Origin of the sequence: Saccharothrix sp. NRRL B-16348 (assembly GCF_001280085.1) — a bacterium.
Lineage (GTDB): Bacteria > Actinomycetota > Actinomycetes > Mycobacteriales > Pseudonocardiaceae > Actinosynnema.
The window spans coordinates 14,175-30,760 of the sequence record NZ_LGED01000219.1 but is presented as its reverse complement, the minus strand read 5'-3'; the positions used below and the strand labels follow the sequence as shown (position 1 = coordinate 30,760).

Here is a 16,586-nt window from a genome sequence, read left to right as displayed (position 1 = left end):
AGCAGTCACCCGGTCGATCTGAGACTGTGTACCGGTGACAATCACGCCCCGTGCCGGGGCCGTGGCGCTCGCTCTCGGCGCGACGCTGGGCGCCGGTGTCTTCACCGGTTTCGCCCCCGCCGCGGCCATCGCGGGCCCGTGGTTCCTCCCCGGCCTGGTCTTAGCCGCGGTCGCCGCGTTGTGCTGCGCGTTCTCGACCGCGGACCAGCACCGGGCGTATCCGGACTCACCCGGCGGGTACGCCTACATCCGCAACCAGCTCGGGCCCTGGCCCGCGCGCATCGGGGCCAGCGCGCACCTGGTCGGCAGAGCGGGGATGGCGGCGGCGCTGGCCGGCATGTTCGGGGCCTACGTCGTGCCCGAGCACCGGGTGCTCGCGGCCGTGGGGTTGATCGCGGTGACGGCCGGTCTGGGCGCCGCCGGGGTTCGGTGGAGCGTCGGGCTGAGCGTGGCCGCCGCCGCCGTGGTGCTCGGCGTGCTGCTGCTCGTCGTGTTGGTGTGCTTCTCGGTGGCGCCGCCGGAGAACCCCTTCGGGCTCGGGAACGTGCCCGCCGCCGGGTTCGAGGGCGTGATGGGCGCGTCGCTGCTGTTGTTCGCGGCGTTCGTCGGCTTCGAGCGGATCACCGCTCCCAAGCCGGGTGACCAGGTGTTCTCCGCTCGGGTGCTGCACTTCGCGGTGCCCGTGGTGATCGGCGTGGTGCTGCTGGTGGGCGGTGCCGTCGGAGCGGCGGTGCTGCGGCAGCTCGGGTCCGCGCGGCTGGCGTTGTCGCCGGCGCCGTTGCGGGACGCGCTGATCGTGGCCGACGGGCGGTGGCTGCTGCCCGTGCTCTCGGTCGGCGCGGCGGTGGCGGCGGTGTCGTCGCTGTTCTTCGTGCTGGCGTCGGCACGGCGGACGCTGGTCGGGTTGACCGAGACGGGCGACCTGCCGGCGATCCGGGCGGGCTGGCCGCTGGAGGTGGTGAGCGCGGCGCTGGCGGTCGGCGCGGTGGTGGTGCTGTCGCCGGCCACGGCGTTGGCGGTGGGCGCGTGCGGCACGGCGTTCTACTACGGCTTCACGAACGCGTCGGCGCGGGTGTTGCTGCAGGAAGACCGGACGTGGCCGATGCGCACGGCGTGCCTGGGGTTGGGCCTGTCGGTCCTGCTCGCGATGAGCGCGCCCGCCGGGGCGTTGGTCATCACCGGGGTGGCGCTCGCGCTCGGTACCGGGTTGCTCGCGTTGGGTCGCGTGCGGCAGGCGGTCGGCTAGGGGTCGGTCCGGCCCGGGTGGATGGTCGGATGTCCGAGCGTCGGGACAGCGATTTTCTGACGTCGAAGTGGCGGCTATCGTGCTGCTATGACGACCGCGTTGCCTTTCACCCGGACCCCCAACCCGCAGCCGGCGACCCCGGAGCGCGTTGCGGAGGTACTCGCCAAGCCGGGCTTCGGGCAGCACTTCACCGACCACATGGTGACGATCCGCTGGAACCAGGAGCAGGGCTGGCACGACGCCGTCGTCGAGCCCTACCACTCGCTGGAACTGGACCCGGCGGCAATGGTGCTGCACTATGGCCAAGCGATCTTCGAAGGGCTCAAGGCGTACCGCCAGCCCGACGGATCGATCGCGTCCTTCCGCCCTTCGGCCAACGCCGAGCGCTTCCGCGCGTCGGCACGCCGGTTGGCGATGCCCGAGCTGCCCGACGAGCTGTTCCTGGGTTCGATCCGGGAACTGCTGGCCGTGGACGAGCGGTGGGTGCCCGCCATCCCCGAGGAGTCGCTGTACCTGCGGCCGTTCCTGTTCTCGACGGAGAAGGGCCTCGGCGTGCGGCCGGCGAAGGAGTACGTGTACGTGCTCATCGCGTCGCCCGCCGGGTCGTACTTCGCGGGCGGGTTGAAGCCGGTGACGGTGTGGCTGTCGACGGAGTACGTGCGCGCGGCGCCCGGTGGGACCGGTGCGGCGAAGTTCGCGGGCAACTACGCGGCGTCGTTGGTGGCGCAGGCGCAGGCCGCCGAGCAGGGGTGCGACCAGGTCGTGTGGCTCGACGCGGTGGAGCGGCGGTGGGTCGAGGAGATGGGCGGGATGAACCTGTTCTTCGTCCTGGGCGCCGGCGACAACGCGCGGGTGGTGACGCCGGAGCTGTCCGGCGCGCTGCTGCCGGGGATCACGCGTGACTCGCTGCTGCGGTTGGCCGCCGATTTCGGTTACGCGGTGGAGGAGCGGCGGATTTCCACCGAGGAGTGGGAGAAGAAGGCCGAATCGGGTGAGCTGACCGAGGTGTTCGCCTGCGGCACGGCCGCCGTCATCACGCCGGTCGGGCACGTGAAGCACGCCGACGGCGAGTTCAGCATCTCCGGTGGCCGCACGGGCGACGTGAGCATGAAGCTGCGCAACCACCTGACCAGCATCCAGCAGGGCCTGGTGGCGGATCCGCACGGGTGGATGGTCAAGATCAACTGAGCGGGACGCCGCAGTTCGTTGGGCCGCTCACTCGAGTTCCGCTCGATTTGGCATGGGCCCTCATGGGCACTCCAGGCAGGCCAAAGCCGACAGGCCCGGCGGGGAAGAGTGTCCCGCCGGGCCTGCCGGCTTGCTCCAGCCTAGGCACCCGAACCCATGTGTCGAATCGGGCCTCTGCGGTGGTGTGGCGGGTCCCTTGTGAGGGTGTGGTCAGTACGTGTCCAGGGCTCGTAGGTAGTGGACGTCGACCAAGTCCTCAGGCGGCTGGTGAAGACCTGCTGCGTAGGCGTGGCGGGATGCGGCGAGGCGAGTGAGCCGGGCTGCCTGCACCACCATCACCTGGCGTAGGCCGGTGCTGACGATGCCACGCTCCGCCGCGACGGAGGCCAGGCGCGACAACGTTTCGGCGCATCGGGCGATGCGGATGTCCGGCGCGCCCTGCGTCTGTCGGATCGTCGCGTCCACCAGTGGGAACCGCGCGGATGCCGGTAGGTCGACCGGCTCGGTTCGGTGCGGGATCTTCTCGTTGAGCAGCAGGCCGAGTGAACTTCTATCCAGGGCGTTCCGGTAGATCGTGTACTCGACCCCGTCGATCCGTTCCCTGGCCTTGGGATCCGATACCGCGACGTGCTCCAGTTCCCACAACGGCCACAGTTCGACCTCGGCGACTTCCATGACGTCCAGGATGCGCATCGCCACCGCGTCAGTGCGCTGGTTGGTCAAGTGCCGCCGGATCCGGATGCGCAGCCGTTCGTTCGTCTGGCCGACGTAGATGGGTTCGCCGTCGAAGTCGTAGAACGCGTAACACCCCCACCTCGCATCGGCCCATTGCCGTCGCTGGGAGTCTTCGGCGCGCAGTGCCTCGTCCACCATCGAGCGGAAGATTCGGAGGTTCGGCGGCAGCAGTTCGGACGTGGGCGGGCGCCTCACCTCCTGCTCCGACGCTTGCCATTGGTCAGGTGGTGCGGAGTTCTGGTTCTCCGGTGCCGGTGGGAGGGCTGAGCCTGGATGGTTCGCCATCGAGGTGTCGGTGCGGTCCACGCCCGGTGCGATGGTGATCACGGCGGGATTGGCGGAACTGCGCACCTCGGTCCAGCGCTTCAGCCAACGTGCGACTTCCGACTGGAGCACGACTTCGTCGTGGTTTCCGACGTGGCGCAGCACGTTGCGGACGAAGGCCAGCGCGATGGCGGAACTCGTCAGGCGCTTCCCGGTGAGGAGGTTGTTGATGCTCGCCGGCGACAGCGACTCCCCGTGCTTGCTCGCGGTCCGGCTGATCGCGGTGTAGCTCGGCTCGCCAAGGGCGACGTGCCACGCCTTCAGATCAGCGGCGAAGGCTTGGAGCAGGGCCGGGTCGACTGGGATCACGGGTTCAGAGTACTGCATGTTGAACGATCGTGAACGGAAGAGGAGAGTGAACGCAGGCCTACGCGTGAGGGTTCCACGTTCGTTTGACATCATTCAAGTGGATCGGGCCATGCACAGTGCTAGGCTGAAGTGTGGCTACGACTTCGCCAGAACCCCGTCGGACGGGCGCTCACCGAGCCGGACAACTCCGTCCCGCTTCGGCCCGCACACCAAGCAATCCGCCGCTGGTGGATCGCACGTCGGCCGATCACATGCGCGTCGACCGTGAACGCGCCCGCGTTGTGGACCTGATCGCGTTGATCTCCCTGACGGTGCTCTCGGCAGGTGTGTACCTGTTGGCGGGTGTGGAGGCCCTGATCGTCGTGGATGCGGTGGTGGCGGGCCTCTACACGCTGTGGCGTCGAGGCAGGTGACCGGCCGGGAACTGCGGTGGGTCGTTGGTCAGAGTGAGTTGATGACCAGGACGGTCAGGGTGGCGGTCTCGCAGGCCGCGCCCAGGACGTCGCCGGTGATGCCGCCGAAGCGCTTGCGGGTGTGCCGGATCAGCAGCACGACGAGGGCGGCGGCGAGGACGACGGCTGCCGGGCCCTGCCACGGGTGGACGAAGAACCCGGCCACGGCCAGGGCCGCCCACCACGCGACGGCCGTCCACCGCGGTTGGGTGCCGGCCACCAGGGCGCCCAGCCCTTCCGGCCGCGCGGCAGGCACGCCGCGCACGCAGCACAGCACGAACGCGGCCCGCCCGGCGGTCAGGGCCAGCAGCACCGCGCCCCAGCCGACGAGCGGGAACGCGGCCGCCTCGGCGCCCAGCACCACGATCAGCGCCACCACCGCGAACGGTCCCGCGCCGCCGTCCTTCATCACCGCCAGCGCGCGCTCCGGCGGCCCGTAGCAGCCCAACCCGTCGGCGGTGTCGGCCAGGCCGTCCAGGTGCATGCCGCGCGTGGCGAGCGCCAGGAACCCGACGACCAGGAAACCGGCGACGAGGTCGGGCAGCGGCAGGAGGAGGAGGGCGGTGGCCGCTGCGCCCAGCAGGAGGCCGACGAACGGGGCGAAGGCGATGGCCCGTCGTGCCGCCCGCGCGTCGACCTGGTCCGAGCCGACGCGGACGGGCAGGACGGTCAGCCACGACAACGCCAGGCGCATCAGGCGGGTCCGGAGACGCCCGCGCTGTCGAACGTCGCCATCTCGGCCAGGACGCGGGTCGCCATCACGACCAGCGGGAGGGCCGCCACCGCGCCGGAGCCCTCGCCCAGCCGCATGTCGAACTCCAGCAACGGCTCCAGGCTCAGGTGGCCGAGCGCCAAGGCATGCGCGGGCTCGACCGAACGGTGGCCGGCGACCCACCAGTCACGGGCGCCGGGCGCCAGTTCCTCGGCGACGATGGCGGCCGCCCCGACCACCACGCCGTCGAGGATGACGGGGGTCTTGCGGACGGCGGCCTGGGCCAGGAAGCCGACCATGGCGGCGATGTCCGCGCCCGAGGAGGTGGCCAGCAGCGCCACCGGGTCGTTGATCACCGGGCGGGCGCGGCGCAGGGCGTCCCGGATCGCGGCCGTCTTGCGCATCCAGCCGTGGTCGTCGATGCCCGTTCCCCGGCCGACCACGGCCACGGGTTCGGAGCCGGTGAGGGCGGCGATGAGGACCGCCGCGGGGGTGGTGTTGCCGATGCCCATGTCGCCCGCGATGAGCAGGTCCGCGCCGCCGTCGACCTCGTCGTCCGCGAGCTTGCGGCCCGTCTCGATCGCGCGCTCGGCCTCGTCGGGGGTCAGGGCGTCCTCGCGGTCGATGGAGCCCGAGCCGCGGCGGACCTTGAGGTCGCCGACGGAGGTCTCGGAGTCGACGGCCAGGTCGACCACGCGGACGGTCGCGCCCGCCACGTTGGCCAGCACGTTCACCGCCGCGCCGCCGGCCAGGAAGTTCGCCACCATCTGGCCCGTGACCTCGGGCGGGTAGGCCGAGACGCCGTGCTGGGCGACGCCGTGGTCGCCCGCGAACACGACCACTCGGGGCCGGGTGAACGGCCTGGGCGGGCATTCGCCCTGGCAGGCCGCCACCCAGGCGCCGAGCTGCTCCAGCCTGCCCAGCGAGCCGACGGGCTTGGTGAGCACGGCGTGCCTGGCCAGGGCCTGGGCGCGCACGTCCTCGCTGGGCGGCTCGACGGACGGGAACTCGATGGTCACCGACTACCTCCGGGTTCGCGCAGTCGCAGTGGGATTCCGGCGACGACCAGCAGCACCTCGTCGCACACCTCGGCCAGCCGCGCGTTGAGCGAACCGAGGTGATCGCGGAAGAGCCTGCCAGAGTGGGTGCTGGGCACGACGCCTAGGCCGACCTCCGCCGAGACCAGGACCAACCGGGCGCGTGTGGTGGCGACCGCGTGGACCAGCGCCGCGCACTCCTGGTCGACCTGGCCCATGCCGTGGCCCTCCCAGGCGCCCGCGTCGTCCAGCACGCCGTTGAGCCAGGTGGCGACGTCGTCCACCAGGATCGGCGGGTCGGCCTCGCTGGTGGCGGTGAGCAGCGCGATCAGGTCGCTCGGGGCGGGCGCCTCCACCGTGGTCCACGTGGGGGGACGGCGGGCCACGTGCTGGGCGATCCGCAGCTCCCAGTCGGCGTCGTCGGGGTAGCGGCGGGCGGTGGCCACGTAGGTCACCACGTCCTCGGCGAGCAGACCCTCGGCGTGCGCGGACTTACCCGAACGCGCGCCGCCCAAGACCAGTGTCCGACGCGTCACACCGCACTCCAACCGTTCCAGAAGGACATAGCCTGACCGGGAACGTTACCCGTACGGCACAGCGCGAGGAGGTCCGTCATGGAGTACCGGTGGCGGTACCAGGACGAGCAGGGGCACGAGGTCGACGGGCCGCGTCTCGCGTTCCCCGACCAGACTGCCGCGGAGGACTGGTTCAGCTCCGCGTGGGTCGAGCTGCGGGAGGCGGGCGTCGCCCAGGTGACGTTGCTGCGCAGCGAATCCGAGGTCTACGGCCCGATGTCCCTCGCCCCGGCCGAGTAGGCAGGCGACGGGACTGCCGCTACCCGGCCGGCGACGTCCGCTCGCCGAGGTGCCGGGCCGCGTCCACGAGATCGGCGTTCCCGCGTAGCGCCGGGGCCGTGCCGGACGATCACCAGGCGGGAGCAGGGTGACTGCTCCCGGTCACATGCCCTGGGAGGGCTGATGGTCCGATTACGCGGACCGGTGGCGGTTGCCGCCGCACTGGTCTCGATGTTCTTCTGCACGCCGGTAGCGTCCGCGGGTGGCGCGTGGACCGGCTTCACCTCGCCCAACGACGGTGCGCACGTGGCGGTGGGCGAGCCGGTGCTGATCACCGGGATCTCCGGGGTCGGCGAAGGCACCAGCGCCGCGGGCACCGAGGTCTCGATCGACAAGGGCCCCTGGCTGCCCGCCGACGGCAACTGGCCGTGGCGATACGTCATCACGCCGACGACGCCCGGTGACATCACGGTCAGCGTGCGCGCCCAGCACGACGGCGAGTGGGGCTACGGGAGCAGGTCGCTCGTCCTGCACGCCGGCACCCCCGGCGTGCTCGCGACGGTCTACTGCCCTTGCGACCCACGTCTGTACGAGTTCCCTGTCGCGGACATCGACAGGCTGCCGGTGGAGCTGGGCACGCGGGTGCGGCTGGACCGGCCGGGCCGCCTCACCGGTGTCCGCGTGATGCGGGGCGTCTACCGGGGACCGATCACGGTCCGGGTGTGGGGCCCTGGCGGAGTGCTGCTGCACCAGCAGGAGGAGCCGACGGTGACGCCGTCCCACCTGCCCATCGCCTTCACCACGCCGGTCCCGGTGGTCACCGGTGAGGAGTACGTCGTCTCCTACTACACGCCGGAAGGCGGGTACGTCGCCACCGAAGACTTCCACATCGGCACGTTGATCCGACCACCGTTCAGCGTCCCGCGCGACGCGGGCGTCTACCACTACGGGCAGGGTGGCGGGTTCCCGACCGAGTCGTGGAACGCGAGCAACTACTCCATCTACCCGGTCTTCGAACTCTGACCTGCCGACCGGGCCGCTGCGGTCGGCGGGGTCGATCGGGAACGGGGCACCCACGTACGAGGGTGCCCCGTTCGTCGTCCGAATCGAGTAGGACGTCCCGGCGGTCGAGGTCGGCGTCGGCGGGTTCGGTCAGGTCGGTTGGCCGCTGGGCGGGGCGCCCGGTCGCAGGGCGGCGGTGGCGGCGGAGCGGACGGCCGGGTGCGGGTCGAGCAGGGCGGTTGCCAGGCGGTTGCGCAGGTCGGCCGGTGAGATCCGACCGAGGGCGGTGGCGGCACTCGCGCGTACCCGGGGACGAGCGTCGTCCAGGGCTTCCGTCAGCGGGGCGAGCGCTTCGGCGATCGGGATCCGGCCCAGGGCGAACGCGGCGCGGGCACGGACCAGTTCGTCCTCGTCCTGCAAGGCCCTGAGCAGAACATGAGCGTCCTTTGCGTCCGCGCGTTGTCCGACAACCCAGACAGCGGCGCGGCGGACGACCCGGTTCCGGTGCCAGGTGGGCAGGTGGGGCGGTGCGCCGATCCGGGCGAGGGCTTGTCCGGCGAGCTTGCGGGTCCTCCGGTCGGTGGTGGTCACCAGGACCTCCGACAGGGTCGGTGCGACCGAAGGCTCGGCCAGGCGCACGAGTCCCTTGAGCGCGACGCGCACGTGTCGGCCGTCGCACGCCGCCGCCAAGCGACCGAGGGCGCGGTGATCACCGTGCTCGGCCAGCACGCGGATGGCGCGTTCGCGAACGGCCGGGTCGCCGTCGTCGGTGGCGGCGAGAGCCGCGGGGACGACCAGCGGACCGCCGAGTCGCGCCAAGGTCAGCAGGGCGGCCTCGCGAACGAACGCCTGCCGGTGGTCGAGCATCGAGTGGACGGCCGGTGCCGCCTCGTCCGCCCCGATCTTGGCCAGCGCCTCCAGCACGCTCACGGTTTGCGTGACATCGGCCGTGTGCAGCGCGTCGACGAGCGCGCCGGTCGCGTCGGCGACGCGCAGGTGACCGAGCGCGAACGCGACCGCGCAACCGCCTGGCGCGCGGGAACGCAGGTGCTCGATCAGCGCTGGGGCGAAGCGAGGGTCGCCTGCACGAGCGAGCGCGTGCGCGATGTCGTGCGCACCGCCGTTGTCCGCGTGCGCCAACGCGTCGGCCAAGATGCCCAGCCGCCGCGGGTGCGAGGACTCGGCGATTCGCCACCCGGCGTGTCGACGCGGCCAGGCCCAGGTCGGGCCAGGTCGGTTCACCAGCGCGACCAAGTGGTCGAAGACCTCCGCCACGGTCCGGGCCGTCAGGCCGCGCACGGCCGACCCGACCACGGCCGGGTCGGGGTCCGACAGCGCCCGCACCATGATCGTCTGATGGGCGGGATCCGGGACCCCGGCGAGGGCGCTGATCGCGATGGTGCGTACCGCCCTGACCGGGTGCGCCGTCATCGCGGCCAACCACCGGTTCCCGGCCGGGTCGGAAAGCAGCGCCTTGTCGTGTGCGTGCTCGAAGAGCTCTTTGTAGGCATCGGTACGAGCCGCCGACCGGGTTCGTCCTCCCGTCGGCTCGAGCTGGACCAGCCGGGCCACGAGAACCTCACCGGGAAGCCGGTCGGTCGGTTCGTCCACGACCTCAGTGAACGGTCAGGACGGTGAACCGGCGGTGAGCGGTCGTCCGTCCCACGCGAAAGCCCCGCCGGATCGTCCGAGCGGGGCTTCCGGGGTGTTACGCGCGTCAGGGGGTGACGGTGAACCGCGGGTCGGACTCGACGACGCCCTCGAGCACGTCGTCGATCTTCTTCAGCAGGTCCTCGTCCAGCTTCACGCCGGCGGCCTTCACGTTCTCGTGCACCTGCTCCGGGCGGGACGCGCCGATGATCGCACTGGCCACGTTCGGGTTCTGCAGGGTCCACGCCACCGCGAGCTGGGCAAGCGACAGGCCTGCCTCGTCGGCGAGCGGCTTGAGCTGCTGGACCTTGGTCAGCACCTCGTCGCGCAAGAAGCGCTGGATGAACTTCGACCCGGTCTCGTCGGTCGCCCGCGAGCCCTGGGGCACCGGCTGCCCGGGCAGGTACTTGCCGGTCAGCACGCCCTGGGCGATGGGCGACCACACGATCTGGCTGATGCCCTCGCGCTCGGAGGTCGGCACGACCTGCGACTCGATGACGCGCCACAGCATCGAGTACTGGGGCTGGTTGGAGATGAACGGCACGTTCAGCTCACGCGCGAGCGCCGCGCCGCGGGCGATCTGGTCGGCGTTCCACTCGGACACGCCGATGTAGAGGGCCTTGCCGGAGCGGACGACGTCGGCGAAGGCGAGCATCGTCTCCTCCAGCGGCACCGACTTGTCGTACCGGTGCGCCTGGTAGAGGTCGACGTAGTCCGTCTGCAGCCGCTCGAGCGAGCCGTTGATCGACTCCATGATGTGCTTGCGGCCGAGGCCCTTGTCGTTCGGGCCGCCGGGGCCGGTCGGCCAGAAGACCTTCGTGAAGATCTCCAGCGACTCGCGGCGCTGACCGGCCAGCGCCCGGCCGAGCACCGACTCCGCCTTGGTGTTGGCGTAGACGTCGGCGGTGTCGAAGGTCGAGATCCCCGCGTCCAGCGCGGCGTGGACGCACGCCGTCGCCTGGTCCTCCTCGACCTGCGATCCGTGGGTGAGCCAGTTGCCGTACGAGATCTCGCTGATGTTCAGGCCACTGCGGCCGAGGCGTCGGAACTCCATGCGGCCAAGCCTAGTACCGGGTCGTTCGGGTAGCTAATGAACTCCGCCCACATCCGCACTGTCACCGTGTTTAGGCCTTTCGGCCTATCGCATACGCCTGATCGGGTGAGGGAGGATCGGTGTTCCTGGTCACATCCTGGAGGAGAGTCATGCGCAGACTCATGGGCAAAGTCCCCTTCGCAGCTGTCCTGCTCGCTGCCGTCCTGCCCTCCGCATCGGCCAACGCCGAGGCTCCTACCAGCGGTTACATCGTGCTGCTGGCCGATGGAGTCGACGTGTCGACGATGGCGGCGCAGCACGGCGATGCGGTGGGGCACCTCTACCGGAGCGCCGTTCGCGGTTACTCCACGCACATGTCCACCGCCGACGCCGAGCGGCTCGCACGGGATCCCCGGGTGGTGCTCGTCCAGCCGGACGGCGTGGTGTCGATCGCCGCGCAGACGATGCCGACCGGCATCGACCGGGTCGACGCCGAGCTCAGCCCCACGGCCGCCATCGACGGCGTCGACACCAGGGTGGACGTGGACGTCGCCGTCCTGGACACCGGTGTCGACCTAGACCACCCCGACCTCAACGTGCACCTGGCCGGCGCGCGGAACTGCTCCTTCGGTCGCACCGCGAACGACGGTCACGGCCACGGCAGCCACGTGGCGGGCACGATCGGCGCGCTGGACGACGACGCCGGTGTCGTCGTGTCGCGCCGGGCGCCCGCATCTGGCCGGTGAAGGTGCTCAACAACAGCGGCAGCGGCAGCACCGCCGACGTCATCTGCGGCATCGACCACGTCACCGCGCACGCCGACCAGATCGAGGTCGCCAACATGAGCCTCGGCGGCACCGGTGTCGAGAGCGCCTGCGGCACCAACGTCGACGCCGAGCACGAGGCGATCTGCCGCTCCGTCGCCGCGGGCGTCACCTACGCCGTGGCCGCGGGCAACAGCTCCGCCGACGCGACCGGGCACGTCCCGGCCAACTACGAGGAAGTCATCACGGTCAGCGCGCTGACCGACTTCAACGGCCGTCCGGGCGGCGGTGGGACGCCGACCTGCGTTCCGTCCTACACGGACGACACGTTCGCCCGGTTCTCCAACTTCGGCGCCGACATCGACCTCATCGCGCCCGGCGTCTGCATCCTGTCGACCTGGAAGAACGGCCGGTACAGCACCATCTCCGGCACTTCCATGGCCACCCCGCACGTGGCCGGCGGCGCCGCGCTGTACAAGGTCACGCACCCCGCGGCGACACCCGCGGACGTGAAAGCCGCACTGCGGGCCTCGGGCACGCTCGACTGGAACACCGGCACCGACCCGGACGGCGTGCCGGACCGGCTGCTCAACGTCGCCGGCTTCTGACGGACCGCGCTCGACCGACCCCGCCGGTCGAGCGGTCAGACCTTGTCGCCGGGCTTGACCCTCGGCTTGGGCACGCGCAGGCGGCGCAGTTGGCTGGCCCGGATGAACGAGTACCAGCCGATGGACAGGCCGCGGGTGGTGTCGGTGGGGAACTTCAGCCGCACCCGCCGGTTCACCATCCGGCCGAGCACGAAGCCCTCGACGATCATCGCCAGCAGCATGAACGTGGTCAGCAGCGTCGCGTACTGCTGGATCGCGGGCATCGGCACGAGCAGCGCGACGAACACCAGGATCGCCAGCGGCATGAACAGACCCATGAGGTTGCGCCGCGAGTCGACCACGTCGCGGATGTAGGCCTTCACCGGGCCGCGGTCGCGGGGCAGGAGGTACTTGTCGTCGCCCGCCATCATCCGCTGCCGGCGCTCGGCCGCCTGTGCGCGGCGGTCTTCCTTGGACACCTTGTTCCCGCGTGCCCGCTTCAACGCCTCGCGCTGCGTCCGGGGCGGCGGCGGCACGGGACCGCGTCGCTTGCCCTCCGCTTCACGTCGCTTCGGCGTGGGCCGCCCCTTGCCTGGCGTGCGCGACGGATCGGCCGGGTTCACCTCCGCGGGAGCGTCCTCGGTGGTGGTCTCGGCGGTTTCGTCGGCGTTGCGGCGCAGGAACCTCACCACACCAGAGTAGGAGATGCCCCGATAAGTACTGTTCGCGAGGTGCGAGTTGTTATTGCGCCGGACTGCTTCGGCGGAACGCTGACCGCGCGGGAAGTCGCCGAGGCCGTGGCCGAGGGCTGGCGCCGCACCGCTCCCGACGACGAGCTCCACCTGCGTCCCCTGGCCGACGGCGGGCCCGGATTCGTGGACGTCCTGCACGCCGCCCTGGGCGGCACGCTCCACACGACGACCGTCACCGGACCGCTCGGCGCACCCGTCGAGGCGAGGTGGCTGGAGCACGACGGGTCCGCCTACATCGAGTCCGCCGAGGCCTGTGGCCTGCACCTCGTCCCCGTGGACGAGCGCGCGCGGGCCGCCGAGACCGCCACCACCAGAGGTGTCGGCGAGCTGGTCAACGCGGCCGGTGACGCCCGCGTGCACACGATCGTGGTCGGCCTGGGCGGCTCGGGGACCACGGACGGCGGCGCGGGGCTGCGCGAGACCGTCCGGCCTCCGACGGCCCGGCTGGTGGCCGCGGCCGACGTGGAGAACCCGCTGCTCGGGCCGCACGGCGCCGCGCGCACGTTCGGCCCGCAGAAGGGCGCGTCACCCGAGGCGGTGGCACGGCTGGAGGCCCGGCTGGCCGCGATGGACGAGCTGGCCGACGTCCGCGACCGGCCCGGCGCGGGTGCGGCGGGAGGCCTCGGAGCAGCGCTGATGGCGCTCGGGGCCGAGGTGGCGTCCGGCGCGGGAATGGTGCGGGAACTCACCCGGTTGGATGAAGCGCTGGACCACGCCGACCTGGCCGTGACCGGTGAGGGGAGCTTCGACTGGCAGTCGCTGCGCGGGAAGCTGGTGACCGCCGTGGCGAGTGGTTCGGCCGAACGCGGCGTGCCGTGCGTGGTCCTCGCGGGCCAGGTCACGGTGGGTAGGCGGGAGGCCGCGGCGGCCGGCGTGCAGGAGACGTACGCGGTGGCCGAGCACGCCGGGTCGGTGGAGCGCAGCCTGGCGGACCCGGCGGGCACCCTGGCCGACCTCGCCGCCCGCGTGGCGAGGCACTGGTCACACTCCCGGCAGTGACGTCTGTGCGACCATGGGGGTAGGAACAAAGCGGGTACTTCCCGTGTTGCCCGGAATAGATGCCCGCAAAGGACCTCTGAGGGAGAGCCATGACGACCGCTCAGGACGCAGTCACCACGACTCCTGACGCCCCGCCCACGCACGGCGTGACGCTGACCGACGCGGCTGCCGTGAAGGCCAAGGCGCTGCTGGACCAGGAGGGGCGCGACGACATGCACTTGCGCATCGCCGTCCAGCCCGGTGGTTGCGCGGGGCTGCGTTACCAGCTGTTCTTCGACGAGCGCACGCTCGACGGTGACGCGCTGCGCGACTTCGGCGGCATGAAGGTGGCCGTCGACCGCATGAGCGCCCCGTACGTCGAGGGCGCCGTGATCGACTTCGTGGACACGATCGAGAAGCAGGGTTTCACCATCGACAACCCGAACGCCGGCGGTTCGTGCGCCTGCGGCGACTCGTTCCACTGATCGACCCGCTGGACCGCAGTTCGCGGAAGGGCCCTCGCCACGGCGGGGGCCTTTTCCGTTGCGCATGATGGGACGCTGGCAGCCATGACGCACACGGAAGTGCCCCACTTAGTGGGCCTGACCGTCCGGCAGGCGCGGACGACCGGCCACGACGCGGGCGTGGTCGTGACCTCGCGCGACCTGGACGGGCCGCCGCTGGGCGAGCTGACCTGGCCCGGGACCTGGGTCGTCACCGCGCAGGACCCCGCCGCCGGTCGACGGGTGCCCCGCGGCACGCCGGTCATGATCGACTTCGAGGAGCGCCCGCCGGTCCCGGGTTAGCCTGGCCGAGTGAGTTTCAGCGCCCACGCCGCCCACGTGCGCAACCCGGCGTTGGCCTATCGACGCAGGGTGTCGGCGCTGCGCTGCTGCGGGCGCTCGACGCCGTCGTGACGAGCCGGGCCGGCCGGCACGCCGACCTCCGCCGGTACGTCGCCGACCGGCGCGCCGCCAAGCACCGTGGGCAGCGAAGCCCTCACCCGCTCCAGCCGAACCCCCAACGACGTGAAGGCCGAAGCGCGCGCGGTCGCGGCGTCAGACGTAGGCGTCCAAGTCCGCGACCTGGGCGTAGTTGGCGTCGTCCACCTGCCAAGCGGTGGCGGACCCCGGCTCGGGGTGGGACTCGTCCTCGGCGCCGCGCAACTCCCGCGGCAGGTCGGTGCAGTCTTCGATCAGCTCGGCCAGCGTGTCCGCCTCGGTGTTCCTCACAACGGCGACCGTATGCGCGCCCAGGTCTTGACAAAAGCCCTACCGGGCGGTAGTACCGCCCGGTAGGGCCATCTCACACGTGCGCGGCCAGCGGTGTGGGTGCGGTGGACGTTGCCGGGCGGGCGGTCAGCCTGCCGACCACCAGGGCCACCCCCACGCCGAGGATGGTCGACACCCCGCCGACGGTCCCGACCCACCGCAGGCCCAGCCCGCTGGTCAGCACCACGCCGCCGAGCATCGGGCCGAGCGCCGCGGCCACGTTGAACGCGGAGATGTTCACCGAGGCGACCAACCCGGCCGCCGAACCCGCCTGCCCCATCAGGTAGGTGTGGATCAGCGGACCCGCCGTGAACGCGCTCGCGCCCAGCACGAACACGCTCACCACGGCCGCCACCTTGCTCTCCAGCATCAGCCCCTGCGCCAGCAGCATCACGCCGAGCACGGCCAGCGGGACCGGCAGCACGCGGGCGATCCGGTCCGGCGCCACCTTGCCCGCCAGCGTGCTGCCGACGAGCGTCCCCAGGCCGTACACGAGCAGCACGCCGGTCACCCAGCCCGGCTCGAAACCGCTCACCTCGCGCAACGCCGGCGCGACGTACGTGAACGCCGTGATCAGGCCGGTGAACGACAGGATCGTGGTGGCGAGCCCCAGCAGCACGGTCCGCCTGCCGAACGCGAACAGGCTGGCCCGCACACCGGGGTCGGGCTCGTGCGCGACCTTCGGCGTGCCGAGCACCACCCCGACCAGGCCGATCGCGGTCAACGCGCTGACCAGCACGAACGATGCCCGCCAGCCGTAGTTCTGGCCGATCAGCGTGCCGAGCGGGATGCCGAGGATGGTGGACAGCGCGACGCCGTTGACGACCTTGGCGATGGCCGCGGTCTGCTTCTCCGGCGGCACGGCGGCGATGGCGATCTGGGACGCCACCGCGAAGAACAGGCCCTGGGCGAGCGCGGCCACCATGCGCGCCACCATGAGCAGGGTGTAGTCGTCGGCCAGGGCGCTGCCCGCGGAGGCCACCAGCGCCAACGCCATGACGGAGATCAGGAGCTTGCGGCGCGCGATGCGCGCGGTGAGCACGGTGAGCACCGGACCGCCCAGGGCGACCGAGACGGCGTAGGCGGTCACCAGCAGACCCGCGGTCGGCACGTCGACGCCGAGGTCGGCGGCGACCTCGGGCAGGACGCCCACGATGATGAACTCGGATGTGCCCACCGCGAAGGCGCTGAGCATCAGGATGAAGGCGATCACGGCGACGACGCTAAAGTGTGACACTGACGTCAGGGTCAAGGTTGCGTGATCGAGCGCTCTTTTGGGCAGGGGTGGGAATACGTGCTGATCGGCGAACTCGCGGAGAAGACCGGCGCCACGGTGCGCATGCTGCGCTACTACGACCAGCAGGGCCTGCTCACCCCGCAGCGCACGGACTCCCGCTACCGCGTCTACGACGAGTCCGATGTGGAACGCGTCCGCAGCGTCCGCTGCCTCATCAGCTCCGGCCTGAACGTGCGCCTGGCCAGGCTGGTGCTCGCGCACGCGTTCGACCAGGACGTCGAGCTGCCCGAGGACGAGGCGGGCTGCGTGCCGCTGCTGCGCCTGCTGAACGACGAGCTGGCGTCCGTCGACACCCGCCTCGACCAGCTGGCCCGCACCAAGGAGCACCTGGCCAGGCTGGTCGACGACGTCACCCGGATCATGGCGGAGAAGACCGGCGCGAAGTGCGCCGTCGAACCGGTGGAGAAGGCCGGCTGAGACCACGCCCGAACGCCCCGGCACACGGGAAGGCCCCC

Annotated in this window: 20 protein-coding genes; 11 read left to right on the top strand and 9 right to left on the bottom strand. The window is 71.5% G+C overall.

The window, feature by feature from the left end:
- The first annotated feature begins 34 nt into the window (after window positions 1-34).
- Window positions 35-1,246 carry an APC family permease gene (locus ADK67_RS30470; protein WP_063797767.1) on the top strand — a complete coding sequence of 404 codons (1,212 nt, stop codon included), beginning with the start codon at window positions 35-37 and terminating at the stop codon, window positions 1,244-1,246.
- Window positions 1,247-1,333: 87 nt separating this feature from the next.
- Entirely contained in the window at window positions 1,334-2,434 is a 1,101-nt protein-coding gene (locus ADK67_RS30465; protein ID WP_053719991.1) for a branched-chain amino acid aminotransferase, read from the top strand.
- A 210-nt stretch (window positions 2,435-2,644) separates the two neighbouring features.
- Here ADK67_RS30465 and ADK67_RS49510 read toward each other — a convergent pair whose 3' ends face one another.
- Complete coding sequence (locus ADK67_RS49510) at window positions 2,645-3,892, bottom strand: GIY-YIG nuclease family protein (RefSeq protein WP_157620942.1); 1,248 nt, start codon at window positions 3,890-3,892, stop codon at window positions 2,645-2,647.
- A gap of 161 nt (window positions 3,893-4,053) precedes the next feature.
- On the opposite strand from ADK67_RS49510, the gene ADK67_RS51365 reads away from it, so the two are divergent.
- Window positions 4,054-4,215: a hypothetical protein gene (locus ADK67_RS51365; RefSeq protein WP_157620941.1), complete on the top strand. Its 162-nt coding sequence runs from the start codon at window positions 4,054-4,056 to the stop codon at window positions 4,213-4,215.
- Window positions 4,216-4,243: 28 nt separating this feature from the next.
- On the opposite strand, the gene ADK67_RS30455 is transcribed toward ADK67_RS51365, so the two are convergent.
- The 3 genes from ADK67_RS30455 to cobU are packed head-to-tail and all read right to left on the bottom strand — an operon-like array spanning window position 4,244 to window position 6,539.
- Window positions 4,244-4,948: an adenosylcobinamide-GDP ribazoletransferase gene (locus ADK67_RS30455; RefSeq protein WP_053719989.1), complete on the bottom strand. Its 705-nt coding sequence runs from the start codon at window positions 4,946-4,948 to the stop codon at window positions 4,244-4,246.
- Complete coding sequence (cobT, locus tag ADK67_RS30450; RefSeq protein WP_053719988.1) at window positions 4,948-5,985, bottom strand: nicotinate-nucleotide--dimethylbenzimidazole phosphoribosyltransferase; 1,038 nt, start codon at window positions 5,983-5,985, stop codon at window positions 4,948-4,950. The genes ADK67_RS30455 and cobT overlap by 1 nt, the downstream gene beginning before the upstream one ends.
- Window positions 5,982-6,539 carry a bifunctional adenosylcobinamide kinase/adenosylcobinamide-phosphate guanylyltransferase gene (cobU, locus tag ADK67_RS30445; protein ID WP_053719987.1) on the bottom strand — a complete coding sequence of 186 codons (558 nt, stop codon included), beginning with the start codon at window positions 6,537-6,539 and terminating at the stop codon, window positions 5,982-5,984. The genes cobT and cobU overlap by 4 nt, the downstream gene beginning before the upstream one ends.
- A 78-nt stretch (window positions 6,540-6,617) precedes the next feature.
- Here cobU and ADK67_RS30440 point away from each other — a divergent pair, with 78 nt between their 5' ends.
- A complete protein-coding gene (locus ADK67_RS30440) occupies window positions 6,618-6,818 on the top strand; it encodes a hypothetical protein (RefSeq protein WP_053719986.1) in 201 nt (66 codons plus the stop codon).
- Window positions 6,819-6,980: 162 nt separating this feature from the next.
- Complete coding sequence (locus ADK67_RS30435; protein WP_082404047.1) at window positions 6,981-7,820, top strand: DUF4082 domain-containing protein; 840 nt, start codon at window positions 6,981-6,983, stop codon at window positions 7,818-7,820.
- A 129-nt stretch (window positions 7,821-7,949) separates the two neighbouring features.
- Here the strand turns inward: ADK67_RS30435 and ADK67_RS30430 are convergent, their stop codons facing one another.
- Window positions 7,950-9,410 (bottom strand): HEAT repeat domain-containing protein, encoded by a 1,461-nt coding sequence (locus tag ADK67_RS30430; protein ID WP_053719984.1) that lies wholly within the window; start codon window positions 9,408-9,410, stop codon window positions 7,950-7,952.
- 106 nt (window positions 9,411-9,516) lie between these two features.
- Window positions 9,517-10,503 carry an aldo/keto reductase family protein gene (locus ADK67_RS30425; protein WP_053719983.1) on the bottom strand — a complete coding sequence of 329 codons (987 nt, stop codon included), beginning with the start codon at window positions 10,501-10,503 and terminating at the stop codon, window positions 9,517-9,519.
- A gap of 149 nt (window positions 10,504-10,652) precedes the next feature.
- Between ADK67_RS30425 and ADK67_RS54820 the strand changes: the two genes are divergently transcribed.
- Window positions 10,653-11,228, top strand: coding sequence for a S8 family serine peptidase (locus ADK67_RS54820; protein ID WP_269436056.1), 576 nt, complete (start codon window positions 10,653-10,655; stop codon window positions 11,226-11,228).
- Window positions 11,225-11,854 carry a S8 family serine peptidase gene (locus ADK67_RS54815; RefSeq protein ID WP_269436055.1) on the top strand — a complete coding sequence of 210 codons (630 nt, stop codon included), beginning with the start codon at window positions 11,225-11,227 and terminating at the stop codon, window positions 11,852-11,854. The genes ADK67_RS54820 and ADK67_RS54815 overlap by 4 nt, the downstream gene beginning before the upstream one ends.
- A 35-nt stretch (window positions 11,855-11,889) precedes the next feature.
- Here the strand turns inward: ADK67_RS54815 and ADK67_RS30415 are convergent, their stop codons facing one another.
- Window positions 11,890-12,522: a DUF3043 domain-containing protein gene (locus ADK67_RS30415; protein WP_053719982.1), complete on the bottom strand. Its 633-nt coding sequence runs from the start codon at window positions 12,520-12,522 to the stop codon at window positions 11,890-11,892.
- Window positions 12,523-12,564: 42 nt separating this feature from the next.
- Here ADK67_RS30415 and ADK67_RS30410 point away from each other — a divergent pair, with 42 nt between their 5' ends.
- The 3 genes from ADK67_RS30410 (at window position 12,565) to ADK67_RS30400 (ending at window position 14,369) form a co-directional block, all read left to right on the top strand.
- The gene (locus ADK67_RS30410) at window positions 12,565-13,584 is read left to right on the top strand and encodes a glycerate kinase family protein (RefSeq protein WP_053719981.1); all 1,020 of its coding nucleotides are present in this window, start codon (window positions 12,565-12,567) and stop codon (window positions 13,582-13,584) included.
- An 89-nt stretch (window positions 13,585-13,673) separates the two neighbouring features.
- On the top strand, window positions 13,674-14,048 hold the full coding sequence (locus ADK67_RS30405; protein ID WP_053719980.1) for a HesB/IscA family protein: 375 nt from the start codon (window positions 13,674-13,676) through the stop codon (window positions 14,046-14,048).
- A gap of 84 nt (window positions 14,049-14,132) precedes the next feature.
- The gene (locus tag ADK67_RS30400) at window positions 14,133-14,369 is read left to right on the top strand and encodes a PASTA domain-containing protein (protein ID WP_053719979.1); all 237 of its coding nucleotides are present in this window, start codon (window positions 14,133-14,135) and stop codon (window positions 14,367-14,369) included.
- 252 nt (window positions 14,370-14,621) lie between these two features.
- Here the strand turns inward: ADK67_RS30400 and ADK67_RS52840 are convergent, their stop codons facing one another.
- A complete protein-coding gene (locus ADK67_RS52840) occupies window positions 14,622-14,795 on the bottom strand; it encodes a hypothetical protein (RefSeq protein WP_197289687.1) in 174 nt (57 codons plus the stop codon).
- A gap of 73 nt (window positions 14,796-14,868) precedes the next feature.
- Window positions 14,869-16,047 (bottom strand): MFS transporter, encoded by a 1,179-nt coding sequence (locus ADK67_RS30395; RefSeq protein WP_231648422.1) that lies wholly within the window; start codon window positions 16,045-16,047, stop codon window positions 14,869-14,871.
- A gap of 45 nt (window positions 16,048-16,092) precedes the next feature.
- Here ADK67_RS30395 and ADK67_RS30390 point away from each other — a divergent pair, with 45 nt between their 5' ends.
- The gene (locus ADK67_RS30390; protein WP_231648421.1) at window positions 16,093-16,548 is read left to right on the top strand and encodes a MerR family transcriptional regulator; all 456 of its coding nucleotides are present in this window, start codon (window positions 16,093-16,095) and stop codon (window positions 16,546-16,548) included.
- The last annotated feature ends 38 nt before the right edge of the window (window positions 16,549-16,586 follow it).